This is a genomic window from Streptomyces sp. NBC_00299 (genome assembly GCF_036173045.1).
In the GTDB taxonomy this organism is placed as follows: domain Bacteria; phylum Actinomycetota; class Actinomycetes; order Streptomycetales; family Streptomycetaceae; genus Streptomyces; species Streptomyces machairae.
On the sequence record NZ_CP108039.1, the window covers coordinates 2881281 to 2903120 of the forward strand.

Here is a 21840-nt window from a genome sequence, read left to right on the forward strand (position 1 = left end):
GTGAGCCCGATGAGCCAGGCGGCACAGAACCTGAACTGGTTGATCACCAACTTCGTGGACAACACCCCCGGGGTGTCGCACACGGTGGTGGTCTCCGCCGACGGACTCCTTCTGGCGATGTCCGAAGGCTTCCCGCGCGACCGCGCCGACCAGCTCGCGGCCGTCGCCTCCGGTCTGACGTCTCTGACGGCAGGCGCCTCCCGCATCTTCGAGGGTGGCAGCGTGAACCAGACGGTTGTGGAGATGGAGCGGGGATTCCTGTTCATCATGTCCGTCTCCGACGGTTCCTCACTCGCAGTTCTCGCACATCCCGAGGCGGACATCGGCCTCATCGGGTACGAGATGGCGCTTCTGGTGGACCGTGCCGGTACGGTCCTGACGCCGGATCTGCGTGCGGAGCTCCAAGGCAGCCTGCTCAACTAACAGACAGTCGGTGCGTTTTGGCGTCCCGTGGCCGTAAGGTTTCGGGACGCGGCTCCACAAGATGGGTGCCAGGCACGGTCGGAGGAGGAGAGAAAGTGGCAACACCCCCAGACGGTTCGTCATCGGGCAACTGGTCGTACGGCCCTGGCCAGGGGCATGGCGACGGTTCCCGGAACCGGTACAACTTCCCCTCCACGCCCAGCCAGCGGCAGCCGTACGCCCCGCAGGGCCCCGGGCCCTCTCCGTACGACCAGCCGCCGGCGCCGCGCATCCAGCCGGTGCAGCCGCAGCGCCGCGCCCCTGAGCCGGCACCTGCCGGGTCGTCTTCCAACCCCTTGGTGCGCCCGTACGCCATGACCGGCGGCCGGACGCGCCCGCGCTACCAGCTCGCCATCGAGGCACTGGTGCACACCACCGCGCAGCCGCACCAGATGCAGGGCCAGTTGCCCGAGCATCAGCGGATCTGCAACCTCTGCCGTGAGATCAAGTCGGTCGCCGAGGTCTCGGCCCTCCTGACGATCCCTCTCGGCGTGGCCAGGATCCTCGTCGCCGACTTGGCGGAGGCGGGCCTGGTCGCCATCCATCAGCCCGGCGGCGACGAGAACGCCGGCGGCCAGCCAGACGTGACACTGCTCGAAAGGGTGCTCAGTGGACTTCGCAAGCTCTAGCGGCGGTCCTTCCCGCTCCACCACCTCGGCGAAGATCGTGGTGGCGGGTGGCTTCGGCGTGGGCAAGACCACGTTCGTCGGGGCCGTCTCGGAGATCAACCCGCTGCGTACCGAGGCCGTCATGACGTCCGCTTCCGCGGGCATCGACGACCTCACCCACACCGGAGACAAGACGACCACGACGGTCGCCATGGACTTCGGTCGTATCACCCTGGACCAGGACCTGATCCTGTACCTCTTCGGTACGCCCGGCCAGGACCGCTTCTGGTTCATGTGGGACGACCTGGTACGCGGCGCCATCGGCGCGATCGTTCTGGTGGACACCCGCCGTCTCGCCGACTGCTTCCCCGCGGTCGACTACTTCGAGAACTCGGGTCTGCCCTTCGTGATCGCCCTCAACGGCTTCGACGGCAACCAGCCGTACAACCCGGACGAGGTCCGTGAGGCCCTCCAGATCGGCCCCGACACCCCGATCATCACGACGGACGCCCGGCATCGGGCGGACGCGAAGTCGGCGCTGATCACCCTGGTCGAGCACGCGCTGATGGCACGCCTGCGCTAGCACGGCCGCACGCACGTTGCAGAAGGGGCCCTCTCCATCGGAGAGGGCCCCTTCTGCTGTCGTTCGCGTTCCCTCTGCGGGGACGGCAGACGAAAGGGGGCCCACCCGGGCGGGTGGGCCCCCTTTCGAGGTCCTACGGGCCGTCAGCGCCAGCTGTGCGGCGCCCGGAAACCGGGCTCGCGCTCCAGGCGGCGCCAGCCGGCCTTCGCGCGGCCGCGGTGGGCCGGGGCGGTGTCGGCCGGCTGGGCGGCGGCACGCGCGAGCAGGATCGCCGTGATGGCGGCGACTTCCTCGGGCTCGGCGTGGCCCTTCTCGACGCGGATATCAGGGAGGTTCATGGGTGTCAGTCTCCGTGGAAGAGGTTTCCGCAGCGGTACCGGTGGGTTACTGCGGGGGGTTGCCGTGTTTGCGGGACGGCAGGTCGGCGTGCTTGGTGTGGAGCATCGCCAGGGACTTGACGAGTACTTCGCGGGTCTCGGCGGGGTCGATCACGTCGTCGACCAGGCCGCGCTCGGCCGCGTAGTAGGGGTGCATGAGCTCGGACTTGTACTCCTTGACCATGCGGGCCCGCATGACCTCGGGGTCCTCTGCCTCGGCGATCTGACGGCGGAAGATGACGTTGGCCGCACCCTCCGCGCCCATCACGGCGATCTCGTTCGTCGGCCAGGCATAGGTGAGGTCCGCACCGATGGACTGGCTGTCCATGACGATGTACGCGCCTCCGTACGCCTTGCGCAGGATCAGGGAGATCCGGGGGACCGTCGCGTTGCAGTAGGCGTAGAGCAGCTTCGCGCCGTGGCGGATGATTCCGCCGTGCTCCTGATCGACACCCGGAAGGAACCCGGGAACGTCCAGGAAGGTGACGATCGGGATGTTAAAAGCGTCACACATCTGGACAAAGCGCGCAGCTTTTTCCGACGCCTCGATGTCCAGGACGCCGGCGAGGGACTGCGGCTGGTTGGCCACGATGCCGACCACCTGGCCGTCGAGACGGGCCAGCGCGCAGATGATGTTCCGCGCCCAGCGCTCGTGGACCTCCAGGTACTCGCCGTCGTCGACGATCTCCTCGATGACCTTGGCCATGTCGTACGGACGGTTGCCGTCCGCCGGGACCAGGTCGAGGAGCACGTCGCTGCGGCGGTCGGGCGCGTCCGAGGACTCCGCACGGGGCGGGTTCTCACGGTTGTTCTGGGGCAGCAGCGAGAGCAGGTAGCGCACCTCGGCGATGCACGTCTCCTCGTCGTCGTACGCGAAGTGGCACACGCCCGAGGTCTCGGCGTGCACGTCCGCGCCGCCGAGGCCGTTCTGGGTGATCTCCTCGCCCGTCACCGCCTTGACCACGTCCGGGCCGGTGATGAACATCTGGGACGTCTCGCGGACCATGAAGACGAAGTCCGTCAGGGCGGGCGAGTAGGCCGCGCCGCCCGCGCACGGGCCGAGCATCACGCTGATCTGCGGGATGACGCCGGACGCCTTGGTGTTGCGCTGGAAGATGCCGCCGTAGCCGGCGAGCGCCGAGACGCCCTCCTGGATACGGGCACCCGCGCCGTCGTTCAGCGAGACCAGCGGAGCACCTGCCGCGATGGCCATGTCCATGATCTTGTGGATCTTCGTGGCGTGGGCCTCGCCCAGCGCGCCGCCGAAGATGCGGAAGTCATGGGCGTAGACGAAGACCGTGCGGCCCTCCACCGTGCCCCAGCCGGTGATGACACCGTCGGTGTACGGCTTCTTGGACTCCAGGCCGAAGCCCTGGGCCCGGTGCCGGCGCAGTTGCTCGACCTCCCGGAAGGAACCCGGGTCCAGGAGCAGCTCGATGCGCTCCCGGGCGGTCAGCTTGCCCTTGGCGTGCTGCGCCGTGGTCGCCTTCTCGCTCGGGCCGGCCAGCGCCTGCGCACGGATCTCGTGCAGCTCGGCGGTGCGCCCGCGCGCGTCGATCGGCTCACCCGGTGCCTCATCCAAAACGGTCATGTAGCGACCTTACGAAGGACACCAAGGAAAGCGAGCCGTTGACTCCGTACAGTCTCCGGACCCATTTCCTGGTACCACTGAACAGAACCGTCGAGGCATGCAGCCCTTCTGACTGCTCAGGGGGCGTGCGGGTTGTCGGGGTCGCACAAAGCCGTCATGCGAGAGTCACCTCACATCGGTGGGTCGCGCATACCATCCCCGGAGTGACACGGACCCTCAGTCGGCGTCCCGTCGAGAGGATCTCGACCGAGTCGTCCTTGCGCAGGACCCGGCGTACGGGGTGGTCCCAGGTGATCTCCAGCGGCTCACCCGAGCGCGGCGGCTCGCTCACGCAGAGCGTAGCGGTACGGCCTCGGTGCCGGAGCAGCACGCTCGCACCGGCGGTGGCTGTGAGCGGTCCCACCGAACCCGGCTGCCAGAAGTTGGCGGCCGTGAGGCCCAGGGAGCGGATGCGGACGGCCTGGCACGCGCTGTCGTTGGCGAGGACCGACAGCCAGCGGGTGCCCAGTGCGGCCCGGGCCGCCACCTGGTGCCGGCCGGCGCCGGGCATGATGACGTAGACGTAGGTCGCGTCGGTCGGGTCCGGGCCGTGGTCCAGCCAGAGGGTCTGCCAGCGGCGGGTGCGGCGCTCCGTCGTGCTGGTGGTGTTGATGTCGGCCCAGGCTCCGGTGCGGTCCTCGCGCAGGGTGCGCAGTTCGCCGTACGGCACCACCCAGCCGCCGTGGCCCTCCAGGTGCGCCCAGCCGGAACCGCGTACGAAGGTCTGCGTGCCGCCCTCCCCCAGGTTGCGGTTGTCGACGACGGTCTCGACGGGGACCGCGTCGGCGCAGGTGATGCCGGCTCCGAGGCAGATCACGGCGTCCGCGGCACAGAACCACGACTTGCGGGCCTCCAGGGTCGAGCCGAGGCCTTTCAGATGCTGCCCGATCGCCGCGTACGCGCCGTCCGTCGTGCCGCCGACCCACCGCACGTCGGGCCTGGGCTCGCCCCACTCCCCGCCGGCCTTGTCGGGGAGGCGCTTGGTGGAGACCGTCGTACCGGGGAGGCGGTACCAGTCGACGGTCGGCCAGTACCAGTCCGTGTACTGGTCGCCGAGACCCGGCGCCCACCAGGACAGCATCCCGGCGCCGGTGTGCCAGCCGCGCGGGTTCTCGCCGTTGCCGCACTCGTAGTGGGCGATGCGGTCACTGGCCATGGCGATGTTCGCGACGAAGCCCGGGCGGCGGTGGACGGCCCGGTCCATGGCGGCGAAGAGGTGGTGGCCGACCGGGTCGGGGGCGGCGGCGGCCGGTGATTCGGCGACGGTGTGCAGCCGCGCGAGGTCGGCCACCCCGAATTGTCGGGCCGTCAGGATCGGCGTGACCGTGTCCCGTTCGATCCAGCCCTTGATCCGGCCGTACCAGCGCTCCCGCTCCGCCGCGCTCGCGCCGCCGGCGAGGAGGGCGATGGCGGCGATGATGCCCTGCCCGTGAAAGTGGTCGCTGCGCATCACGTGCCGGTCGTCGCTCTTGAGGTAACCCCGGCTGATGGCGCGGCCGTTGACGCTGTCCATCATCAACCCGTCGTGGATGAGCGGGGCGTAGGCGTGCTCGACGCTGTCGAGGACGATCTGCCTGTTCGGGTCGGTCACCTGCCACTCGGAGCCGGCGAGCAGGGCGAAGAGGCGGCCGAGGCCGTCGAGGAGGACCTGGCCGTAGGTGCCGGAGTAGGCGACCCAGGTGTGCTGGACGAAGGAGCCGTCGGCGTAGAGGCCGTCGCCCTTCGTGACGTACGGGAAGACCGGGGAGAGCGCGTCACGGGCGAGCGCGATCTTCGCCGGGGCCCGGCCGAGGATGCCGCGCAGGGCGACGCTGCGGCACAGGTCGACGCGGTTGGCGCCGGTGGAGGTGCCGGAGTAGTCGGTGAGCATGGCGTCCGGGATGAAGTGGTCGACGGCCGCGCAGGCGGCGGCGATCTGCGCCTCGGTGAGGTGGTCGTACAGGGCGGCGGTGATGTCCGTCAGCAGGCGCGGGCTGCCGATCTGCCATTCCCACCAGTTGCCGTAGCGGGTGGTGGAGGGGTTGTAGACGGTGGCGGAGAGGTGGTCGAGGCCGCGCAGGACGTCGGCGAGGAGGGCGGGGTCGGCGGTGGAGCCGGTGCCCTGCTGGACGTAGGCCTGGGCCATGGTCCACAGACGGCTGTAGCTCTGGGTGATGCCGGCGGGCGGGTCGTAGGGGTGGCCAGGCCACAGGGAGGTGGGGGTGGGGGCCATGGTGGCCCGGAAGCCGCGGGCGAGGGTGCCGGTTTCGGCCAGGCGCGCGGCGTACGGCTCCGCCGCGGGGTCGTAGCCCGTGCCGAGGGCGATGCCCAGCCAGCGGAGGCGGAGGGTGTCGTAGGCGTCGGCCGAGGCGGTGCGGGCGGCGGGAGCGGCGGTGGCCAGGAGCGCCGCCGCGAGCAGGACGGCTCGGCGGGTGGGTCTGGTGAGCCCGGTGCGCTGAGAGGTCATGTCATGGGCATCTACCACCTCAGAGTAATCACGCCAACACTTTGCGGATGATGTTGAATCTCGAACGGAATAGGTCTACGGTCGGTCGCGTTGATGTAGTTCAAGATTCAACATTGGGGGCCGCGAGGCCTCCTCACCCCTAAGGAGCACGTCATGACGAACCCCGACCTGACCACCCTGACCGGCGAGTACACGATCGACGCGGCCCACTCCACCATCGGCTTCACCGTGCGGCACGCCATGGTCACCAACGTCAAGGGCAAGTTCCTCGACTTCAGCGGCTCGCTGCAGCTGGACGGCGCCGACCCGGCCGCGTCCAAGGCGTCGATCGACGTCAAGATGGACAGCATCGACACCGGGTCGGCGGACCGGGACGGGCACCTCAAGAGCGCGGACTTCTTCAAGATCGAGGAGTTCCCCACGATGACCTTCCGCTCCACCAAGGCGGAGTCCCTCGGCGGCGACGACTACCGCATCACCGGTGACCTGGAGATCCTCGGCACCACCAAACCGATCACGATCGACCTGGAGTTCAACGGCGCCGCGAAGGACCCGTTCGGCAACGAGCGCGTCGGTTTCGAGGGCAAGGCGGAGATCCTGCGCTCGGAGTGGGGTCTCACGTGGAACGCGGCGCTGGAGACGGGCGGCGTGCTGGTCTCCGACAAGATCAAGCTGAACTTCGACATCTCGGCGATCAAGAACGCGTGAGCCTTCTCTGAGAGCGACCCGATGGCACGGCGCCGGTGAGTCCGTCACTCACCGGCGCCGTGTCAATTGCCTGAGGATCGCGGCGACTTGAGCCGTCCGGCTCTGCGGGGTCCGGGCGCGCAGGAGGCCGAGCATGAGCTGGTAGCGGTCGGTCCTGCCCAGCCGCTCGAAGGCCGCCCCGGCCCGGGGGTTCTCCGCCAGCGCCGCGGCCAGCTCGTCCGGGACCTCGGCGTTGCGCTGCGACTCGTACGCCGCCTCCCACCGCCCGTCCGCCTTCGCGGCGTCCACTTCGGCGAGGCCCGCGGGGCGCATCCGCCCCTCGGCGGCCAGTTCCGCCACCCGCCGCACATTGACCATCGACCACAGGCTGCCGGGCCGGCGCGGGGTGATCCGCTGTGTGTAGGACGACGCGTCGAGTCCCTTGCGCTGCCCGGTGATCCAACCGTGACACAGGGCCACGTCATTGACCTCGGCGGCAGTGACGGAAGGGATGCCGGAGTCCTTCTTGGCGACCTTCACCCAGAGGCCGGGGTGCGGGGCCGGGTGCTCGGCCAGCCAGGCGTCGAGGGCGTCGGCGGATGCGAAGGCGCGGGGTTCCGGGTCGGGGTGGGGGCTCATGACGGAAGCGTAGGGGGGAAGTAGGTCAGAAACCGTCCTCCATTTGCGGGCGCGGGTCCCGGGGGCAGTAGGCGGCGTTACCGGTCGGCGCATCCTTGCGGGAGCAGGTCCAGGAGGTTCCAGCGGGCGTGCCGCCGCAGGACGGGCGGGTCGGCCGGCTCATGGCTGCTTGTCCGGTACCGGCAGGAGAGCCGCCGCCTGGTCGCGGGCGTGCGCGATCGGGTCCGGGAAGGTGTTCAGGCCGTGGGCCACGAGCGCTCCCTCGTGAAGCAGCATCAGGGTCCGGCCCATGCGATCCGCGTCGTCCGCGTCGTCCGGGGTGATGTCCCGGGCGAGACGGGTGAACAGGGCGAGCATCCACTCCTTCTGCCCGGCGATGACCGGGTAGGCCGGGTGTGCCGGGTCGCTGATCTCGGCGTGCGCGTTGACCATGCTGCATCCCTTGGAGCCGTACTCCGCGGACCACGCGCGTGAGGCGTCGAACACCGCCAGGACGCGCGCCCGCGGTGTCGCGTGCGCCGCGTCGAGGTGGTCGGCGAGGTACTGCGCGAGGAAGGCCCGCCAGCGCTCGTCGCGGCCGGCCAGGTACTCCACGACGATCCGCTCCTTGGAGCCGAAGCGGTCGTAGAGGGTCTTCTTGGTCACCCCCGCCTCCGCGGCGATGAGATCCACGCCCACGGCGTGAATGCCGCGCTCGTAGAAGAGCCGCTCGGCGGCTTCCAGGATGCGGCGTGCGGCTCGCGTCATCGTGACGCGCTGCGGTTGCTGCTCTGCGGTGCCCATGGCATCCGAGTATACCGATCTGTATACTTTCTGGTGCGAGCAAGGTATACCGATCTGTCTACTGGATGTGGTTGGCGTGAACGCCCTGCTGTCCATCGCCTTCGTCCTCAGCTGGAGCTCCGGGTTCATCGGGGCCAAGCTCGGCGCCGGGAGCGCGTCCGCGGTCACGATCCTGATGTGGCGGTTCCTGCCACTCGCCGTGATCCTGGTCGTCGTGGCCGCGGTCCTGGGCCGCGCGTCGTGGCGGGGTCTCACCGGGCGGGATCTCGCCCGCCAGGCCGTGATCGGCACGCTGTCGCAGAGCGGCTATCTGCTCACCGTCTACTACGCCATCCAGCTCGGCGTCTCCAGTGGCACCACGGCCCTCATCGACGGCGTCCAGCCCCTCGTCGCCGGTGCGCTGGCCGGACCACTGCTGCGGCAGTACGTCTCACGCCGGCAGTGGCTCGGGCTGTTCCTGGGGGTGAGCGGCGTCGTCATCGTCACCATGGCCGACGCCACGGCGGCGACCGGCGTTGCCGCGTGGGCCTATCTCGTCCCGTTCCTCGGCATGCTCTCGCTGGTGGCGGCCACGTTCCTCGAAAGCCGTTCCCGTACGCCCGTCCCGCCCTCGGTGGCGCTCACCGTCCACTGCGGCACCAGCGCCGTGCTGTTCACGGCGTTCGCCTTGAGCACCGGAGCGGCCGCGCCGCCCGCCGAGGCCGGTTTCTGGGCCGCGATCGGCTGGCTCGTGGTGCTGTCCACCTTCGGTGGCTACGGGCTGTACTGGATGATCCTGCGGCGCTCCGGAGTCACCAAGGTCAACACGCTGATGTTCCTGATGGCGCCGGTCACGGCGGTGTGGGGAGCGTTCATGTTCGGCGAGCCGTTCGGTGCCCAGACCGCGATCGGCCTGGTCGTCGGCCTGGTCGCCGTCGTCATCGTCCATCGCGGGGGCGGCGCATCCCGAACGCGTGCCATCCGGCGTCGCCCGAAAACCGGTGGCTCCCCTCAGCAGGTCGCGCATACCCTGCCCGCGTGTCCAGCCCCGAAGCCTCCAGACTCCGGCCACCGGCTCTCCGGTGGCTGCCCGTGATGTCCCTCTGATCAGCGTTCACTTCCGCTTCCGGGCTCACTCCGCTGCCGGACGGCCGTTCGACGTGCCGTTTCGTCTTCACCCTCGACTTCGGGTTGCGGAGTTTCTTCATGCCGTTCGCTCTTTTTCTGCTGGGCGTCGCTGTGTTCGCGCAGGGGACGTCCGAGTTCATGCTGTCCGGGCTGGTGCCGGACATCGCCCGGGACCTGGGCGTCTCGGTGCCCGCGGCCGGGGCGCTCACCTCGGCCTTCGCCGTGGGGATGGTGGTCGGGGCGCCGCTCATGGCCGCCCTCGCGCGACGGTGGTCGCGGCGCGGGGCCCTGCTGGGGTTTCTGGGGGTCTTCCTGGCCGTCCATGTCGTGGGCGCGGTGACCGGCAGCTTCGCGGTGCTGGTCGTCACCCGCGTCGTCGGGGCGCTCGCCAACGCCGGGTTCCTGGCCGTCGCCCTCGTCACGGCCGTGGCGTTGGCCGAGCCGGAGGCCAAGGGCCGGGCCACGTCGACACTGCTCGGCGGGGTCACGCTGGCCTGTGTGGTGGGGGTCCCGGCGGGGGCGCTGATCGGTCAACTCTGGGGGTGGCGTGCCGCGTTCTGGGCCGTGGCCGTGGTGTCCCTGCCCGCTGTGGCGGCCGTGGCGCGGTCCGTACCCGGCGGCGCGGACGACTCGGAACGTCCCGCGCTGCGGGGCGAACTGCGCGCGCTGCGGAGCTCGCGGCTCCGACTGACGCTGCTCCTGGGCGCCCTCGTCAACGGGGCGACCTTCTGCACCTTCACGTATCTCGCGCCCCTGGTCACCACGGTGACGGGGATGGCGGACGGGTGGGTGCCCGTGGTGCTCGCACTGTTCGGCGCGGGGTCGTTCGTGGGGGTCGGAGTCGGGGGACGGTTCGCCGATCGCCGGCCCGGTGCGGTGCTGGTCGGGGGCGGCAGCGTCCTGTGCCTCGGGTGGGGCGCCCTGGCCCTCGGCGCCGGGGCGCCGGCCCTGACGCTCGGCCTCGTCTTCTTGCAGGGCGCTCTGTCCTTCGGAGTCGGGTCCACACTCATCTCCCAGGCGCTGTACGCCGCCCCCGGCGCCCCCACCCTGTCCGGCGGCTTCGCAACAGCCGCGTTCAACGTGGGCGCGGCACTGGGACCTTGGCTCGGCGGCACGGCCATCGGGGCGGGCCTCGGATACCGGTCACCGGTGTGGGTCAGTGCGGGCCTGGTCGCACTGTCGCTGATGGTGGCGGGCGTGACGGGCGGCCGGGCCGGGCTGCGGAACCGGGGTGCGGAGAGCAGTCGTACGGGGGCGTCCTCGCCGGCATGACCACCGCGGCGTCCTGCCGTAGGCCGACCGAGACCGAGCACGGGTGCCTCCAGGCGTCTGCCGCTGCTCGCGTCCGACCGGGCAAGTGGGGCGTCGGCTGGATGGGATTCGCCGGGGGGCGGTCCGGTCGTGGAAATTGGGGCGCGGGTGGGAGGCGGGCGCGGGCATCATCGTCGGCATGACCGACACGCCCCGCCCCGCTCGCGCATGGGTCGCCGTATCCTCGTACGAGATCGAGAAGCCGCTTCTGCACCCCCTGGCCGCCGTGCGCGCCTGACTGCGGGAGCGCGGTATCGACTGGATGCCGTTCGAGGCGAGCGAGGTCCGCGGGGATCGCGTGTGTGCGCCGGGGGCCGATGGGCACTGGCGGGCGTGGGTCACGGTCCAGGTCGCCGCCGGTGCCCTGTGGCGGCTCGGGTTGCATCCCGATCAGCCGGCCTCCGTCGTCAACGGGCCGTCCCCGCCCGGCTGGTGGCACGCCGCCGGGGAGCGGTACGCGTGCGCGACGAGGATCTCGGGGCCTGAGCAGGCGTGGCCGGAACGGGCCGAGGCCTGAACTCGGCGTGGCTGGAATTGGCCCCTTGTGGGGGCGGTCACAGGATTCCCATAATCCAGCAAAGGAATTGACCGGCGCATGTCAGTAGATGATCACTCCCCCTGCTTGGCATGCCCCCGACATTTCAGTGCTCTCTCCACGTTCGCATGTCCAACCCCCCACGGAAGGCATCACGTTGAAGAAGCTCCTCACCGCCCTCAAGAGATGCGCGGTCCTCGGCGCCGCCGCTCTCGCGATCGTCAGCCTTCAGCCCGTCTCGGCCGCGCAGGCCGCGGACTCGCGCGTCGTCGGCGGAACCCGTGCCTCGCAGGGCGAGTTCCCGTTCATGGTCCGGCTCTCCATGGGCTGTGGCGGCGCCCTCTACACCCAGCAGATCGTGCTCACCGCCGCGCACTGTGTGGGCGCGACCGGCCCGAACACCAGCATCACCGCCACCGCCGGCGTCGTGGACCTGCAGTCCACCAGCGGCCGCGTCCAGGTCCGTTCCACGTACGTGTACCGGGCCCCCGGCTACAACGGCGACGGCAAGGACTGGGCGCTCATCAAGCTCGCCGCGCCGATCAACCTGCCGACGCTGAAGATCGCCACCACCTCGCAGTACAACACCGGCACCTTCACCGTGGCCGGCTGGGGCGCGGCCCGTGAGGGCGGTGCCCAGCAGCGGTACATGCTCAAGGCCAACGTGCCGTTCGTCAGCGACGCCCAGTGCCGCTCCTACAGCGGCTACAGCGGCCTCATCGCCAACGAGGAGATCTGCGCCGGCTTCCCGTCCGGCGGCGTCGACACCTGCCAGGGCGACTCCGGCGGCCCGATGTTCCGCCGCGACGCGAGCAACGCCTGGATCCAGGTCGGCATCGTCAGCTGGGGCATAGGCTGCGCCCGCCCGAACGCCCCCGGCGTCTACACCGAGGTCTCCACCTTCGCCTCGGCGATCGCCTCTGCGGCGTCGTCTCTGTGACTTCCCCGCACATCTGAGCTTGCTGCATCGCGGGCCCGGTGTCTTCGGACGCCGGGCCCGCGCCGCGCCGCCCCACGCCGCACACGCTTCACTCACCCGGTTTCGGCCGTCACCCGGTTTCGGCCGTCACCCGCTTTCGGCCGTCACCCGGCTTCGGCCGTCACCCGGACCGGAGCGGCCCGGAACCTCGCCCGGTACTCGCTCGGCGTCGTGGCGTGCCGGCGGCGGAATGCCCGGATGAGGGTGTCGACGGTGCCGAACCCGCAGAGTGTGGCGACCCGTTCCAGCGTGGCGTCGGTGCTCTCCAGCAGGTTGCCGGCCGACTCGACCCGGGCCGACTCGATGTAGGCGTGCGGCGTCATGCCGAGTTCGGACTTGAAGATCCGGGTCAGCTGGCGGTCGCTGACATGCGCGTACGCGGCCAGGTCCGGGACCGTGAGGCGCTGGTCGAGGTTGTTCAGGACGTGATGCCGGAGGTCCTCGATGCGCCTGGTCGTGGACACCGGCTCCAGCGGCACGCTGAACTGGGACTGCCCGCCGGGCCGCTTCAGGTACATCACGAGTTGGCGGGCGACGCGCAGCGCGACCTGCTCCCCGAAGTCCTCCGCGACCAGGGCCAGGGACAGATCCAGGCAGGCGCTGATCCCCGCGCCGGTCCAGATCTCGCCCTCCTCGCGGATGAAGATCGGATCCGGGTCGACCCGCACCGCCGGATGGTCGGCGGCGAGCCGCTGCGCGGTGGACCAGTGCGTGGTGGCCCGCTTGCCGTCGAGGAGCCCCGCGGCGGCGAGGATGTGCGCGCCGACGCACACCGAGGCCACCCGTCGGGTCCGGCCGGCCAGCGCCTTCACCCGGGCCACCGTGCCGGGGTCGGTGACGGGGTGGATGCGGCGGTCGCCGTCCACCTCGACGGAGCCGGGGACGAGGAGGGTGTCGATGGTCCGTTCGGCGACCTCGGAGAACGTGGTGTCGGGCAGGATCCGCACGCCGGCCGCCGTCGTCACCGGCGCGGTCGTCTCGGCGGCCAGCACGACCTCGTAGCCGACGCCCCCGGTGGTTTCGTGCGGGACGAGGGAGAACACCTCCGGCGGGCCGGTGACGTCGAGGAGGTCGACGCCCTCGAACAGCACGATCACGATCAACCGGTTCACGGTCCCCACCCTGTGCCCCCCTGCCTCCCTCGCGCACGCGGGTGTCGGTTTCTGCGAACTGCACGTCATTGCCGACAGCCCGGTGCGGGTCATAGCGTCGCATACGTGTTCAACAGGCTGTTGAGCAGCGGTTTCAATCGTTCAACCAGCCCTCGGAACCTCAAGTCCCCCAACCCCTGGAGAAGCCCTGTGGCCAGTAAGACGCTGCGCGAACTCGGCGGTGCCGACGACACCCCCGCGACCCTCGCGTCCTCGACGCTGATCCTCATCGACTACCAGAACACCTACACCCGCGGTGCGATGGAACTCGACGGCTGGAAGCCCGCCCTGCAGGCGGCGTCGGAGCTGCTGTCCCGGGCCCGCGAGGCGGGAGCCGAGGTCATCCACGTCCAGCACGACGACGGCGAGGGTTCGCTGTACGACATCCGCACCGAGATCGGCCGGATACACCCCGACGTCGCGCCCGTCGAGGGCGAGTCCGTGGTCGTCAAGCAGGCCCCGGACTCCTTCCACGGGACCGACCTCGGCAAGCTCGTGGACGAGGCGGGGAACGAGACGGTGATCGTCGCCGGGTTCATGACCCACATGTGCGTCGCGTACACGACGGCGTCCGCGGCCCTGCGCGGCAACAAGCCGACGGTGCCCGCGGACGCCTGTGCCACCCGGTCGATCGTGGATGTGTCCGCCGACGAGCTGCACCGCAGTGCGCTGGCGGCCGTCGCCGACGCGTACGGCGTCGTGGTCGCGTCGGCGAGGGAGCTGGCCTGACACGGGGCCCGACCGGGCTCACGTCCGCCGCCTTGATCGCGGCAGAACACAAGGTTCCTCAGAACCCTCCGCCGTCGAACCCTCCTCCCCCACCGAAGTCCCCGCCGCCGAACCCGCCCCCGAAGTCCCCGCTGTCGAAGTCGGCGCCGGAGACGTCGCCGCCCTCGTAGCCGCCACCGCCGTAGCCGTCGCCCCCTCCGTAGTCGGCGGCGTAGGCGGGCGTGGCCATCATGCTGCCGAGCAGGGTGCCGATGAGGAGGCCCGGGAGGATGCCGCCGCCGAAGTAGCCGCCTGCCCAGGGGCCGTAGGCCGGGCCGGCATCCCAGTAGGGGCGGCGGCCGTACTCGGTGTCCACCTCGCGGATCACGGGGTCGCGGCCCTCGGAGAGGCGGGTTCGGTCGGCCGCGCAGACCGGGACCTCGCGGGCGGTGCCGCCGGGCGGGGTCCAGGTCTCGTCGGCCACCGCCGGGCCGTGCCGCGGGTCGAAGAAGCAGGGCGGCCGGCGTTCGGGCAGGGGCTGGTGTTCCCGGCGGGCGGCCAGCTGGGTGAGGGAGAAGCGGCCGTCCGCCAGGGCCTGGGTGACTGCTTTGACGTCCTCCGGTTTGCGGGCCGAGTCCATCAGCCGTTTCGCCTTTTCGTAGGCGTCCAGGGCGCTCTCGTAGTCCGCGCGCATCGCGTCGTCGGCGCCGGCTTCGCCCGGGTGGAAGTCCAGGCGGTCCAGTTCCTCGCCGAAGGCGGTGATGTCCTCGTCGACGACGACCCGCAGCTTCTCCAGCGCCGCCCGCTGCTCCGCCTCGCGGCGCTGCCGCTTGCGCCTGACCAGCGTGTACGCGCCCGCGCCGCCCGCCGCCAGCACCGCGCCGACGGCGATCAGAGTGCCGGCGTCCACGCCGTTGCCGCCCCCGCCGTCGCTCCAACTGGCCGGGGCCGTGCCGTTCACGTTGCGCAGGGCCGAGTCGACGAAGTCGTTCAGCTGGGCCTTGGGATCGCCGGCGGTCTGCACCGAGGAGACCAGGTTGTCCACAGCCTGGCGGGACATCACCGAGGAGTCGGCCGCCGCGTCGAAGCGATCACCGACGTGGACGCCGTACAGGCCCGTCACACCGGTTTCCGTGCGGAGGTTCAGCAACAGGTTCCTGGTCGGCTGGTCGGCCGGCAGGACGGCGATGAACACCGGTTTGTCGGCGTCCTTGATCTTGTCGGCGAGCGCTTCCGCGTCGGCCGACGACAACTGGTCCGAGGCTGCGGGATCCACGTAGACGGGATCATCGCGCAGCGCCTCGGCAACCCGGGAAACATCCGTGGCCGCATGTGCGCCGGGCGGGCCGGCCACGAGCACCGCCGCGGTTGCGGCGACCGGCACGATCAGCAAGCGCATGAGTCCCCGGAAGAGCGGAGTCCTCATACTCTCGACGCTACCTGATGGGACGGGCAAAGGCGCCGGTCCAGGTGGCTGGATTCCCACCGGGCCCGGCGCCCCCACGGCGGCCGCCGCGTACCGTACGGCGGCTCAGACCGCTCGGTACGCCGCGCTCAGCCCCTCCACCACCGCCCGTACCGGCCCGTCAGCAGCAGATGCCCGGCGTCGGCGAAGGGCTTCGCCGACCCCTCGGTGAGCCCCGTGCCGGCGGCCTCGTGCTGGACGATCAGCCGGGCCTTGGTGACGAGCGCGCGGCCCGCCTGCTGCGCCCCGGCCCTCTCGGCCGCCCGGACCTCGATGCCGAGCGCCCTCAGGATCGCGGCGCCCTCCAAGGCGCGCTTCCCGTGCAGCACGTCCGCCACGCCGTCGCCCTCGGTGCCCGGCAGCCAGGAGGCGACCGGCGCGTCGGTCCCGGCGAGCCGCTCGTCGTCGACCGGCTGCGGACGCCCGGAGACGATCAGCACCGCGCACTTCATGGCGCCGGACGCGGGGGTCGGCTGCGGTGAGCGTGAGCAGAGTGGTGCTGAGGGCTGCGGAGACGAGCAGGGCGGTGCTTCGCATGGAACGTCCCTCGACTCTCATGGTCCGCTTATGACTTACCTCACGCCTTGAGTTAACTGGGGGCGCCGACTGGCGTCAAGACTTCACGTCAGACCCGGTGCGCGCTCAACTCCTGGCTGGAGCAGTGCCGTTGTCCCTTCACCTCATGAACGCGCGACCCCTTGACGCGTATGCGAACCCGTCATTTACTCACGCCTCGCACGCCCCCATCCCCCACCGCCAGAAGGGCGGCGCTCCATGAGGAGATCCACTCGATCCTCGCGTTCCACGCCATCCACTCGGTCCACCCGGACGCTCGGCCTGCTGCTCGCCGGGCTTCTCACCACGGCCGGCTTCACGGCGGCCACACCCGCGCAGGCCGCCGGCGAACAGGTCACCGCCTGGCTCACCACGACGGACGACACCGGCGGACGCCATGTGACCCGCGGGCTCCAGCCGCAGACGCCGTTCGCCTTCCAGGCGGGCTCCGGCGGCAGCGGTGAGAACATCACCGTCGACGAGAACACCCGCTACCAGTCCTTCACCGGCGGTGGCGCGTCCTTCACGGACACCGCGGCCTGGCTGATGGACGGCAGCGGCGCGTTGTCGCAGGCCACCCGGGACGAGACCATGCGCAAACTGTTCTCCCCCACGGAGGGCATCGGACTGTCGTTCCTGCGCAACCCCATGGGCGGCTCGGACCTCGCCCGCTTCGGCTACACGTACGACGACATGCCCGCCGGGCAGACCGACCCGGACCTCTCCGAGTTCTCGATCGCCCACGATCTCCAGGACGTCGTGCCGCTGACGAAGCAGGCGCGTCAGCTCAACCCGGGGCTCACCGTGATGGCCTCGCCGTGGACGGCGCCCGCCTGGATGAAGGACAACGGGCAGCTCAACGGCGGCTGGCTGAAGGCGGAGCACTACGGGGCGTACGCCTCGTACTTCGTGAAGTACGTGCAGGCCTACCAGGCCCAGGGCATCCCGATCTCGCACGTCACCGCGCAGAACGAGCCGACCTGCTGCTCGGGCTATCCGTCGATGAGCTGGAACGCGAGCGGACTCGCGTACTTCACGAAGAACGAGCTGCTGCCGAAGCTCCAGAACGCCGGGCTGTCGACGAAGGTGCTGGCGCACGACTGGAACTGGGACACCTACGACGCCTACGCCGCGCAGACGGTCGACGACGCGGCCGTCCGCAACCACCCGAACTTCGGCGGGATCGCCTGGCACGGCTACGGCGGCGACGTGGCCAAGCAGACGCAGGTGCACGACCAGTATCCGCAGCTGGACGCCTTCGGGACCGAGCACTCCGGTGGCACCTGGATCGCGAACCAGCAGCGCGAGGACATGATGAACATCATCGACTACACCCGGAACTGGGCGAAGTCGGTGACCAAGTGGTCGCTCGCGCTGGACCAGAACCGAGGTCCGCACAACGGCGGCTGCGGGACCTGCGACGGTCTGATCACCGTCCACAACGGGGACTCCCGGCACGGGCAGGTCGACTACACCGTCGAGTACTACACGATGGGCCACCTGACGAAGTTCGTGAAGCCGGGCGCCCAGCGCATCGCGTCCACGGCGTCGTCGGCGGTGCCGAACGTGGCGTGGCGCAACCCCGACGGATCCAAGGCGCTGATCGCCTACAACGACTCTTCGGCTGCCAGGACCGTCACGATCAACTGGGGTTCACAGCACGCCACTTACTCGCTTCCCGGCAAGACGTCGGCGACGTTCACCTGGTCGGGCACCCAGACTGAGGGCCCGTCGCAGTCGGGAACCTTGGTGGGCCTCGCCGGTAAGTGCCTTGACGTGGCGGGCGGTTCGTCGGCCGACGGTACGGCGGTCCAGCTCTACGACTGCAACGGCTCGACCGCCCAGCGGTGGACCGTACAGGCCGACGGGTCGGTGCGGTCGCTGGGCAAGTGCCTGGACGTCACGTCCGGCGCGACCGCGAACGGCGCGAAGGTCCAGCTGTACGGCTGCAACGGGTCGGGGGCGCAAGCGTGGTCGTACAACGCGACGACGGGCGACCTGGTCAACCGCGCCGCGGACAAGTGCCTCGACGTGACGGACAACTCCTCGGCGAACGGCGCCCGCGCGCAGATCTGGAGCTGCACGGGCGCCGCGAACCAGAAGTGGCGTCTGCAGTAGGGCGCCGGCTCAGACGAACGGCTCGCCGATGCCGAGCAGGTTGCCCTCGCTGTCGTGGAACCAGGCGGCGCGCTCCCCGCGGAAGCCCTTGCTCGGGTAGTGGCCCTGGACTTCGGCGATGCCGTTCGTCGTGCGGAGCCCGGGCACGTCGACGTCCTCGAACTCCACGCCGCGCCGCCCGAGTTCCGCGACGACCGCATCGACGTCCTCGACCTGCCACCCCATCTGGGTGAACGTGCCGGGGGAGGCTCCGGTCGACTGGTACAGGGCGAACTCCGTGCCGCCGCACCGGTACAGCAGCCCGCCCGGCCGTTCGTCGACCGGGTCCAGACCGAGCTTCTCGGAGTAGAAGCGCCGGGCCCGCTCCAGGTCCTGGGCCGGCAGGCGGCTCGCCACCTGCCCCCGGGCCAGGAAATGCCGGGCGTCCGTGTCCGTGACGTCCTTGTCGTCCATGGCTCCACTGTGCCGTGGACGGCGGGCCCGGCGCAGGTGGCGAGGTCCGTTCGGCCTACTCGGCCGGCGTCACCCCGGCCCGCAACAGCCCGTACGTGTACGCGTCCTCCAGCGCCTGCCAGGACGCCGCGATGACGTTCTCGGCGACGCCGACCGTGGACCATTCGCCCGCCCCGTCGGACGTGGAGATCAGGACGCGGGTCGTGGACTGGGTGCCGTGCACGCCCTCCAGGATGCGGACCTTGTAGTCGACGAGGTCCAGCTTGGCGAGCTGAGGGTAGATCTTCTCCAGGGCCACCCGCAGCGCGCGGTCGAGGGCGTTGACCGGTCCGTTGCCCTCCGCCGTGGCGACGATGCGCTCGCCCTTGGCGAAGAGCTTGACCGTGGCCTCGTTCGCGTGGCTGCCGTCGGGGCGGTCCTCGACGATCGCGCGCCAGGACTCGACCTGGAAGTACTTCAGGGGCTTGCCCTCGACCTCGGTGCGGAGCAGGAGTTCGAAGCTGGCGTCGGCGGCCTCGTACGTGTAGCCCTCGAGCTCGCGTTCCTTCACCCGCTCGACCACCCGGCCGACCAGTTCCCGGTCGCCGCCGAGCTCGATGCCGAGCTCCTTGCCCTTGAGCTCGATCGAGGCGCGGCCCGCCATGTCGGAGACCAGCATCCGCATGGTGTTGCCGACCTGCTCGGGGTCGATGTGCTGGTACAGGTCCGGGTCGACCTTGATCGCGGAGGCGTGCAGGCCGGCCTTGTGCGCGAAGGCGGAGACCCCGACGTACGGCTGGTGCGTGGACGGCGTGAGGTTCACGACCTCGGCGATGGCGTGCGAGATGCGGGTCATCTCACGGAGGTGGCCGTCGGGAAGGACCTTCTTGCCGTACTTCAGCTCGAGGGCCGCCACCACCGGGAAGAGGTTGGCGTTGCCGACCCGCTCGCCGTAGCCGTTGGCCGTGCACTGGACGTGGGTCGCGCCCGCGTCGACGGCAGCGAGGGTGTTGGCGACCGCGCAGCCGGTGTCGTCCTGGGCGTGGATGCCGAGCCGGGCGCCGGTGTCGGCGAGGACCGTCGAGACGACCGCCTGGACCTGGGCGGGGAGCATGCCGCCGTTGGTGTCGCACAGGATGACGACGTCCGCGCCGGCCTCCGAGGCCGTACGGACGACGGCTTTCGCGTACTCGGGGTTGGCGCGGTAGCCGTCGAAGAAGTGCTCGCAGTCGACGAAGACACGGCGGCCCTGCTCCCGCAGGTACGACACGGTGTCGCGGACCATCTCCAGGTTCTCGTCCAGGGTGGTGCGCAGGGCGAGCTCGACGTGCCGGTCGTGGGACTTGGCGACGAGGGTGATCACCGGGGCGCCGGAGTCCAGGAGTGCGTTGACCTGCGGGTCCTCGGACGCCTTGCCGCCCGCGCGGCGGGTGGCGCCGAAGGCGACCAACTGGGCGTGCCGGAAGGAGATCTCCTGCTGGGCGCGCGCGAAGAACTCGGTGTCGCGGGGGTTGGCGCCCGGCCAGCCGCCCTCGATGAAGCCCACGCCGAAGTCGTCCAGGTGACGGGCAATGGCCAGCTTGTCGGCGACGGTGAGGTTGATGCCCTCCCGCTGGGCGCCGTCGCGCAGGGTGGTGTCGAAGACGTGGAACGAGTCGTCGAGCTCGCTGGTTACCGACATGGTCGTAAGGCTCCTGTATTGGATCTCGGTCTACCGGAATGACCGGCTCCACCGTCCCCACCTATGGTCCCTCACGCTCTCCGCCCGGCTGCGGGTGGGCCGGGAAACAGAAAAACCTCTCGCGGGTGCGAGAGGTCTGCGCGCGGGTCGAGGACGACGGTGTCCACCCGTACCTGGTCGTACGTGGTGGTCACTGCGGACCGGCGCGCCTGCTGCCAATAATCATGGCGAACGAGAGCACGGGGGCAGTCTGGCACAAGTCGACCCCGTGCTCACCGTCCGTCTCAGGATGCGAGCACTGCGCTGATCACCGCAGGTGGCGGACGTAGACGTGCGTGGTGTCCTGGGTGTCGTCCGGCACCAGGTCGGCGCCACGGCTGCTGAAGGCGACCGTGCGGCCGTGCTGGTCGATCACCGGGTACTCCGCGTAGTCGGCGCTCGGGCCGCCCTGCGCCGCGGCGCTGACGAGCACCGTGCGTCCGGTGCGCAGGTCGCGCACGTACACCTGGCGTGCGGAGTTCGGGTCGCCCGGGGCGGCCGCGCCGAACGCTAGGTACCTGCTGTCCGCGCTGAGCCGGGCGAAGCCGGTGTGGGCGGCCGGGTCGGCGGCGTCGATGCGGCGCAGGTCCCCCGTCCTCAGATCCCGGACGAAGACGTTGTGGGTGCCGTTGGTGTCGCCCGGCGTCAGCTTCGAGTCCAGCGAGTTGAACACCGCGTACCGGCCGTCGGCGCTGACCTGCGGGTACTCGGTGTGCCCGTCGGACGCCGCGCCGTCCGGCGCCTTGTCGACCTGGGTCAGTTCACCGCTGCGCACGTCACGGACGTAGGCGTCGCTCCAGTCGCCCCGGGTGGGGTACGGCACGAAGAACTGGTAGCCGACCTTGTCGCCGTCCGCGCTGATGGTCGGCTGGGTGGCGGCGGACTTCCAGGCGCCCTCGCCGGGGACCTGGCTGACGCGGACCCGCTCGCCGGTGACGCGGTCGACGCGGTAGACCCGGTTCGACCTGTCGCCCGCCGGGCCCGCGTCGCTGGTGTGCAGGGCGACGAAGGCGACATAGCGGCCGTCGGCGCTGAGGGCCGGCATGCTGCCGGCGCTGTAGCCCGGGTCGACGGCGTCGTCGATGCGCTGGAGGGCGCCGGTCCGCAGGTCCTTGACGAAGATGTGGTTGTCGGCGGTGTTGTAGGTGGGGTTGGACGTGAACGCCAGGTACCGGCCGTCGGCGCTCAGCGAGACGTCCAGGACGTTCGCGTCCCCCGGGCTGCCGTCCGCCGCGGTGCTCGCCAGACGGGTGACACCGGTCCGCAGGTCGCGCACGAACGCGTCGGCGACGCCGTTGGAGTCGCCCGCGACGAGGTTGTCGGCGTCGGAGACGAAGGCCAGATAGCGGCCGTCGGCGCTCAGGCTCTGCCCGTCGGAGGCACGGTTGCCGTCCGTGCCGTCCGGCGCCACGCTCGCCTTCTCGGTGTACGGCGCCCCGGGTGCGGCGCCCGCCGACGTGCCCGACAGCGTCGCCGTCGCGGCGGCCAGGGCGATGGCGAGTGCGACAACTCGCTTGGTGCTGTGCATGGTTGTTCCCCCGTTG

Annotated in this window: 20 protein-coding genes and 1 pseudogene; 10 read left to right on the top strand and 11 right to left on the bottom strand. The window is 70.5% G+C overall.

The window, feature by feature from the left end:
• Positions 1–9 precede the first annotated feature (9 nt).
• The 3 genes from OHT51_RS12510 (at position 10) to OHT51_RS12520 (ending at position 1653) form a co-directional block, all read left to right on the top strand.
• Positions 10–423: a roadblock/LC7 domain-containing protein gene (locus OHT51_RS12510; protein ID WP_005479603.1), complete on the top strand. Its 414-nt coding sequence runs from the start codon at positions 10–12 to the stop codon at positions 421–423.
• A gap of 95 nt (positions 424–518) precedes the next feature.
• On the top strand, positions 519–1091 hold the full coding sequence (locus OHT51_RS12515) for a DUF742 domain-containing protein (RefSeq protein WP_328878990.1): 573 nt from the start codon (positions 519–521) through the stop codon (positions 1089–1091).
• Positions 1072–1653, top strand: a complete 582-nt coding sequence (locus tag OHT51_RS12520; protein ID WP_026248371.1) for a GTP-binding protein — start codon at positions 1072–1074, stop codon at positions 1651–1653. Before OHT51_RS12515 ends, OHT51_RS12520 begins: the two co-directional genes overlap by 20 nt.
• 143 nt (positions 1654–1796) lie before the next feature.
• Here OHT51_RS12520 and OHT51_RS12525 read toward each other — a convergent pair whose 3' ends face one another.
• From OHT51_RS12525 to OHT51_RS12535, 3 genes are all read right to left on the bottom strand, one after another.
• Positions 1797–1991: an acyl-CoA carboxylase subunit epsilon gene (locus OHT51_RS12525; RefSeq protein WP_328878991.1), complete on the bottom strand. Its 195-nt coding sequence runs from the start codon at positions 1989–1991 to the stop codon at positions 1797–1799.
• A 46-nt stretch (positions 1992–2037) separates the two neighbouring features.
• Entirely contained in the window at positions 2038–3621 is a 1584-nt protein-coding gene (locus tag OHT51_RS12530) for an acyl-CoA carboxylase subunit beta (RefSeq protein ID WP_328878992.1), read from the bottom strand.
• 154 nt (positions 3622–3775) lie between these two features.
• Positions 3776–6106 (bottom strand): polysaccharide lyase 8 family protein, encoded by a 2331-nt coding sequence (locus OHT51_RS12535; protein ID WP_328878993.1) that lies wholly within the window; start codon positions 6104–6106, stop codon positions 3776–3778.
• Positions 6107–6259: 153 nt separating this feature from the next.
• On the opposite strand from OHT51_RS12535, the gene OHT51_RS12540 reads away from it, so the two are divergent.
• The gene (locus OHT51_RS12540) at positions 6260–6814 is read left to right on the top strand and encodes a YceI family protein (protein ID WP_328878994.1); all 555 of its coding nucleotides are present in this window, start codon (positions 6260–6262) and stop codon (positions 6812–6814) included.
• 48 nt (positions 6815–6862) lie between these two features.
• On the opposite strand, the gene OHT51_RS12545 is transcribed toward OHT51_RS12540, so the two are convergent.
• Positions 6863–7432 (bottom strand): YdeI/OmpD-associated family protein, encoded by a 570-nt coding sequence (locus OHT51_RS12545; protein ID WP_328878995.1) that lies wholly within the window; start codon positions 7430–7432, stop codon positions 6863–6865.
• A 159-nt stretch (positions 7433–7591) separates the two neighbouring features.
• A complete protein-coding gene (locus OHT51_RS12550; RefSeq protein ID WP_328878996.1) occupies positions 7592–8215 on the bottom strand; it encodes a TetR/AcrR family transcriptional regulator in 624 nt (207 codons plus the stop codon).
• A gap of 76 nt (positions 8216–8291) precedes the next feature.
• On the opposite strand from OHT51_RS12550, the gene OHT51_RS12555 reads away from it, so the two are divergent.
• The 4 genes from OHT51_RS12555 to OHT51_RS12570 all read left to right on the top strand — a co-directional run bounded on the left by OHT51_RS12555 (position 8292) and on the right by OHT51_RS12570 (position 12108).
• Positions 8292–9290 (top strand): DMT family transporter, encoded by a 999-nt coding sequence (locus OHT51_RS12555; protein ID WP_328878997.1) that lies wholly within the window; start codon positions 8292–8294, stop codon positions 9288–9290.
• A gap of 110 nt (positions 9291–9400) precedes the next feature.
• Complete coding sequence (locus OHT51_RS12560) at positions 9401–10594, top strand: Cmx/CmrA family chloramphenicol efflux MFS transporter (protein WP_328878998.1); 1194 nt, start codon at positions 9401–9403, stop codon at positions 10592–10594.
• 301 nt (positions 10595–10895) lie between these two features.
• Positions 10896–11150 (top strand): hypothetical protein, encoded by a 255-nt coding sequence (locus tag OHT51_RS12565; RefSeq protein WP_328878999.1) that lies wholly within the window; start codon positions 10896–10898, stop codon positions 11148–11150.
• A gap of 175 nt (positions 11151–11325) precedes the next feature.
• A complete protein-coding gene (locus OHT51_RS12570) occupies positions 11326–12108 on the top strand; it encodes a S1 family peptidase (protein WP_328879000.1) in 783 nt (260 codons plus the stop codon).
• Between the two features lie 143 nt (positions 12109–12251).
• On the opposite strand, the gene OHT51_RS12575 is transcribed toward OHT51_RS12570, so the two are convergent.
• Entirely contained in the window at positions 12252–13268 is a 1017-nt protein-coding gene (locus OHT51_RS12575) for a GlxA family transcriptional regulator (protein ID WP_328879001.1), read from the bottom strand.
• 180 nt (positions 13269–13448) lie between these two features.
• Between OHT51_RS12575 and OHT51_RS12580 the strand changes: the two genes are divergently transcribed.
• A complete protein-coding gene (locus OHT51_RS12580) occupies positions 13449–14027 on the top strand; it encodes a cysteine hydrolase family protein (RefSeq protein ID WP_328879002.1) in 579 nt (192 codons plus the stop codon).
• 58 nt (positions 14028–14085) lie between these two features.
• Here the strand turns inward: OHT51_RS12580 and OHT51_RS12585 are convergent, their stop codons facing one another.
• Together OHT51_RS12585 and OHT51_RS12590 are read right to left on the bottom strand one after the other, a co-directional pair.
• Entirely contained in the window at positions 14086–15432 is a 1347-nt protein-coding gene (locus OHT51_RS12585; RefSeq protein ID WP_328879003.1) for a hypothetical protein, read from the bottom strand.
• A 105-nt stretch (positions 15433–15537) separates the two neighbouring features.
• Positions 15538–15926, bottom strand: a pseudogene (locus OHT51_RS12590) (glycosyl hydrolase); the annotation flags it as partial.
• A gap of 319 nt (positions 15927–16245) precedes the next feature.
• On the opposite strand from OHT51_RS12590, the gene OHT51_RS12595 reads away from it, so the two are divergent.
• Positions 16246–18144, top strand: coding sequence for a ricin-type beta-trefoil lectin domain protein (locus OHT51_RS12595; RefSeq protein WP_328879004.1), 1899 nt, complete (start codon positions 16246–16248; stop codon positions 18142–18144).
• Positions 18145–18153: 9 nt separating this feature from the next.
• Here OHT51_RS12595 and OHT51_RS12600 read toward each other — a convergent pair whose 3' ends face one another.
• The 3 genes from OHT51_RS12600 to OHT51_RS12610 all read right to left on the bottom strand — a co-directional run bounded on the left by OHT51_RS12600 (position 18154) and on the right by OHT51_RS12610 (position 21824).
• Positions 18154–18597, bottom strand: a complete 444-nt coding sequence (locus OHT51_RS12600) for a VOC family protein (protein WP_328879005.1) — start codon at positions 18595–18597, stop codon at positions 18154–18156.
• A gap of 55 nt (positions 18598–18652) precedes the next feature.
• On the bottom strand, positions 18653–20257 hold the full coding sequence (cimA, locus tag OHT51_RS12605; RefSeq protein ID WP_328879006.1) for a citramalate synthase: 1605 nt from the start codon (positions 20255–20257) through the stop codon (positions 18653–18655).
• 307 nt (positions 20258–20564) lie between these two features.
• Complete coding sequence (locus tag OHT51_RS12610; protein ID WP_328879007.1) at positions 20565–21824, bottom strand: TolB family protein; 1260 nt, start codon at positions 21822–21824, stop codon at positions 20565–20567.
• Positions 21825–21840 lie beyond the last annotated feature (16 nt).

Bases quoted from the DNA above. Each gene is read 5' to 3' on its own strand.
- OHT51_RS12510 (WP_005479603.1), top strand. From the start codon at position 10: ATGAGCCAGGCGGCACAGAACCTGAACTGGTTGATCACCAACTTCGTG.
- OHT51_RS12525 (WP_328878991.1), bottom strand. From the start codon at position 1,991: ATGAACCTCCCTGATATCCGCGTCGAGAAGGGCCACGCCGAGCCCGAG.
- OHT51_RS12530 (WP_328878992.1), bottom strand. From the start codon at position 3,621: ATGACCGTTTTGGATGAGGCACCGGGTGAGCCGATCGACGCGCGCGGG.
- OHT51_RS12535 (WP_328878993.1), bottom strand. From the start codon at position 6,106: ATGACCTCTCAGCGCACCGGGCTCACCAGACCCACCCGCCGAGCCGTC.
- OHT51_RS12540 (WP_328878994.1), top strand. From the start codon at position 6,260: ATGACGAACCCCGACCTGACCACCCTGACCGGCGAGTACACGATCGAC.
- OHT51_RS12545 (WP_328878995.1), bottom strand. From the start codon at position 7,432: ATGAGCCCCCACCCCGACCCGGAACCCCGCGCCTTCGCATCCGCCGAC.
- OHT51_RS12550 (WP_328878996.1), bottom strand. From the start codon at position 8,215: ATGGGCACCGCAGAGCAGCAACCGCAGCGCGTCACGATGACGCGAGCC.
- OHT51_RS12560 (WP_328878998.1), top strand. From the start codon at position 9,401: ATGCCGTTCGCTCTTTTTCTGCTGGGCGTCGCTGTGTTCGCGCAGGGG.
- OHT51_RS12565 (WP_328878999.1), top strand. From the start codon at position 10,896: ATGCCGTTCGAGGCGAGCGAGGTCCGCGGGGATCGCGTGTGTGCGCCG.
- OHT51_RS12585 (WP_328879003.1), bottom strand. From the start codon at position 15,432: ATGAGGACTCCGCTCTTCCGGGGACTCATGCGCTTGCTGATCGTGCCG.
- OHT51_RS12595 (WP_328879004.1), top strand. From the start codon at position 16,246: ATGAGGAGATCCACTCGATCCTCGCGTTCCACGCCATCCACTCGGTCC.
- OHT51_RS12600 (WP_328879005.1), bottom strand. From the start codon at position 18,597: ATGGACGACAAGGACGTCACGGACACGGACGCCCGGCATTTCCTGGCC.
- cimA (WP_328879006.1), bottom strand. From the start codon at position 20,257: ATGTCGGTAACCAGCGAGCTCGACGACTCGTTCCACGTCTTCGACACC.
- OHT51_RS12610 (WP_328879007.1), bottom strand. From the start codon at position 21,824: ATGCACAGCACCAAGCGAGTTGTCGCACTCGCCATCGCCCTGGCCGCC.